This window comes from Sphingobium quisquiliarum P25 (assembly GCF_000445065.1).
Lineage (GTDB): Bacteria > Pseudomonadota > Alphaproteobacteria > Sphingomonadales > Sphingomonadaceae > Sphingobium > Sphingobium quisquiliarum.
Window position 1 is genome coordinate 1 of the sequence record NZ_ATHO01000091.1, and the last position, 3786, is coordinate 3786.

Here is a 3786-nt window from a genome sequence, read left to right on the forward strand (position 1 = left end):
CGCAAGCATGGCGCGCGCCGCGCTGGCCCCGCTGGCGAGCGCGATGGCGATGCCGTCCCCCGCCAGGGAGGCGATGACGGCGGCCTGATCGCCGATGCGGAAAATGCCCTCTCCGCTGTTCCGCGCGCGCCAGCCATAGGGCACGCCCGAGACCGCATCGAAGCGGGGCGGCACGGTCCCTTCCATCCGCGCGGCCAGGGCGGGTGCCTGCCGCATCAGGTCCGGCAGCAAGGCCGCGATGCTGCCCGCCTCGTTCAGGCGGTCACGGCTCACCGACAGGCAAAGATTGGCCGACCCATCCTCCTGCATCAGCAGCCCGGCATAGCCATCATCGAACAGGTGCAATTCCACCACGTCCGCCAGTCCATCGAGACGCTGCGAGGATGGCAGCGACGCCCGCAGCCCGGCCGAGGAGTGCGCGAACCGGCGGGCAAGGCCACGCATCTCATGCTTGCCCGTCGCCAGGAAAATGGCATTTGCCGCGATCGTATCGCCATCGTCCAGCCGAACGCTACGGGCGAGAGGGTCGATCGCACGGGCCGCCCGGCCGAGCGTCACGTCCGCGCCCGCCGCCCGCGCCGCATCCAGCAGCGCCCGGTCCAACATCTTGCGTGAAAGCCCGGCGGCGAGCGCGGGCAGTTCCGCTTCGACCACCCGCTCCGCCGTCACCAGCCGGAAGCGGGAGATGGGCCGCGCGCCCAGCGCCCAAGGGTCGATGCCCAGCGCCTCCAGCGCCCGCAATGCGTCCCAGCCCAGAAATCCGCCGCACACGCACCCCGCTGGCAGCTTGTGCCGTTCGATCAGCTTCGGCCTCATCCCGGCCATCGCCAGGGTGATCGCGGCCGCCGATCCTGCCGGGCCGCCCCCGATGATCAGCGCTGGGACGGTCATCACTCCGCCGCCGTGAAGCGGAAACCCTCCGCCGCTACGCCGGGGCCGAAGGCCAGCGCGACGCCACTGCCGCGCCGCTGCTGCTGGAGCAGTTCGGCCAGAATGAACATCAGCGTCGCCGACGACATATTGCCATAGCGGGCGAGGACGGAACGGGAGGCGGAGAGCGCATCGCTGTCCAGGCCCAGTCCATGTTCCACCGCATCCAATATCGACCGCCCGCCCGCATGCACCGCCCACTGGCCGATGTCCGCCGGATCGTCCGATCCCCACAGGCGGTTGCGGATGCCGCCATCCTTGAGCGCTGACTGGATGCGTCCGGGCACTTCGCCGGACAGGTGCATCAGGAAACCGCTGTCCCCCACATTCCAGCGGATCAGGCCGCTGGAGCCGGGCAGCGTCAGGGCGAAGGGCTGGCGCAGCCTGATCCCCTCATTGCGCGCCGTGACGAGCGCCGCCGCCGCACCATCGCCGAATTGCAGCATCATCAGCAGCCGGTCGACCTGCTGTTCGGGTTGAAGATGGAGCGAGGAAAGTTCGACCGTGACCACCAGCACCCGCGCCGCCGGTTCGGATCGAACGATATGGCGGGCGGTGCGCAGCGCGGCGACCGCGGCATAGCAGCCCATGAAGCCGACCAGCGTGCGTTCGACATCTTCCAGCCCCAGCGCCGCCGCGATGACCTGATCCACGCCCGGCGCGATGAAGCCGGTGCAGCTGGCCACGACAAGATGGGTCACACCATCGACCCGCGCCTGCCCACGCAGCCCATCGATCGCGCGTAGCGCCAACGCTGGCGCATATTCGCCGTACAGCGCCATCCGCTCTGCCGTGGACGGCATGCCATTCGCGTAGAACCCGCCGCGATCGACCGGCGACCCGCCACCCGGCGCGGCCGGCAGCACCGACCAGCGATGCGCAATGCCGCTGCGCTCGGCCATGCGCGTGAACAACTGCCGCGCGCGATCATCCTCGATCCGCCCGGCCGCCCAATGGATGAAGGGGAGATGCACGTCCTGATCAGGAACCGCGCAACCGATTGCGTTTATGCAGGCGGTCGTCTCTGTCATGGGCGTCTACTTATTCCGGCGAAAGAACTGGAACGCCGGTGGGCCAGCAGATGATCCTATGGCAGGTGCGCGCTGGTGAAAAGCGGTGCGTTGCGCCCCTTAAATGCAACTTTTCGTGCTGAGCAGTGGCTGCTCAGGACGAACATCGATCATTCAGCTTTCCCGCAGCACGCTCCAGAACTCCTATGGATGTTCGGCAGGAGCGAAGACGTGCTCCTGCCTGCGCCCGCCTTCAACAAGCACCAGAGATTATTCCGCGGCGATCGCCTTGGCCGGGCGGAAATGCGGGATGACCTTTTCGCCGATGTTGCGGATCGTCTCCATGATGACCTCATGCGGGATGCCGCCCATCTGGAACATGAACAATATCTCGTCAGCCCCCGCGTCGAACAGGCGCGTGACATAGCGGATGCAATCGTCCGGAGTGCCATAGGCGTCCTGCGCCACTTCGAAGCTTTCAGTATGGTGGCGGCCGACCTCGATCTTCTCTTCGGAAAGCCAGGCTACCGTTTCTTCCTTGTGCCGCTGGAGCGCGGCTTCCTGCTCGCTGGCGTCCAGATCCTCGACCGACGGCTTGGGGCCGCCCGAATACCAGTAGCCCAGCGATTCCACGAAGAAACGTTGTCCGCGCAGGCCGATGCGCCGGGCTTTTTCCCGATCGTCCAGCACGATGGCGGGGCATAGCGCTGCCAGATGCGGCTGCGGGCGGTATCCGACCTGATCCTCCGGCTTCCGATTGGCATAGGCCTCGCGGTAGATGGCGTTCTTGTCGGCGATATCGTCCGGTCCGGCAAAGCCCAGCACCAGCGCGCCCAGGCCACGCGACCCGGCGGTGATCAGCGAATCCGCGCGGGTGCAGGCCATGTAGAGTTGCGGATGCGGGTCCTGCTTGGGGCTGGGGTGGATCGGCCGGTGCGGGATCTTCACATAGGTCCCGTCATGTTCGATCTCGCCCTGCTTCAATATCTTGGGGATGAGGTACATGCTCTCATCGACCATCGGCTGAAGCTCCGAAAGCTGGTAGCCGAAGGTGCCCGCTTCCTGCTGCGTCCCGCCCTTGCCCATGCCGAAATGCACGCGGCCGTTTGACAATATGTCGAGCGTGGCGATCCGCTCGGCGACCTTGACCGGATGGTTCATCGCGGGCGGCAGGCACACGACGCCATGGCCGATGCCGATGCGCGTGGTACGCCCGGCAAGGTAGGCCAGGAACGTTTCCGGCGCGGACATATGCGCATATTGGGTCAGCGCCGTATGTTCGACCGCCCAGATGACGTCGAAGCCCATTTCCTCCGCCAGCAGCGACTGCTCGACGATTTCGTGGAACACGCGCTGTTCATTTTCGCGCGATGTGTCCGCCATCTGCGCTTCATAAATGATCGAAAACCGCATCAACCTCTCCCATTGCCGGTTTAGCGGCGCAGGCTATGGCGGGCGCGGGCCGCCCGCATCGTCCAAATGGATCAGAGGTCGAAGTCGCTGCCGGTGGTGCGCAGCAGGTGGATGAGTTGCCCCTGCCGGTGCGTTCCCGTCTTGGCGAAGATGGCGCGCAGGTGCGAGCGGGCGGTGTTGTGGGCGATGTCGAGAATGCGGGCGGCATCGACCAGCGCGGCGCCCTGGGCAAGCTGGACCGCAAGCGCCGCTTCCGCCGGGGTGAGCTGGAAACGGTCGCGCAGCGACTCCGCATCGGGCCCTTCGGCGCGGGCGGGGTCGGACAGGAACAGCGCGACATGCGCGCCGTCGCCATAAACTGCGGAGGGCAGGGCGCGCGCCACCCCGCGCAGGGGCGGGTCATCGGGTGCGGGAATTTCGAAGCGCACATCTT

At 66.7% G+C, this 3786-nt stretch carries 4 protein-coding genes; all 4 read right to left on the reverse strand.

Going from position 1 to position 3786, the window contains the following annotated elements:
• The coding region (locus tag L288_RS32280) for an NAD(P)/FAD-dependent oxidoreductase (RefSeq protein WP_021238362.1) at positions 1 to 891 on the reverse strand (891 nt) is incomplete at its 3' end.
• Positions 891 to 1961, reverse strand: a complete 1071-nt coding sequence (locus L288_RS32285; protein ID WP_021238363.1) for a type III polyketide synthase — start codon at positions 1959 to 1961, stop codon at positions 891 to 893. The genes L288_RS32280 and L288_RS32285, both read right to left, overlap by 1 nt.
• 249 nt (positions 1962 to 2210) lie before the next feature.
• Complete coding sequence (locus L288_RS32290; protein WP_021238364.1) at positions 2211 to 3353, reverse strand: LLM class flavin-dependent oxidoreductase; 1143 nt, start codon at positions 3351 to 3353, stop codon at positions 2211 to 2213.
• 71 nt (positions 3354 to 3424) lie between these two features.
• Positions 3425 to 3786 (reverse strand): helix-turn-helix transcriptional regulator (locus tag L288_RS32295; RefSeq protein ID WP_021238365.1); only part of this gene is annotated, 362 nt, incomplete at its 5' end.

Bases quoted from the DNA above. Each gene is read 5' to 3' on its own strand.
- L288_RS32285 (WP_021238363.1), bottom strand. From the start codon at position 1,961: ATGACAGAGACGACCGCCTGCATAAACGCAATCGGTTGCGCGGTTCCT.
- L288_RS32290 (WP_021238364.1), bottom strand. From the start codon at position 3,353: ATGCGGTTTTCGATCATTTATGAAGCGCAGATGGCGGACACATCGCGC.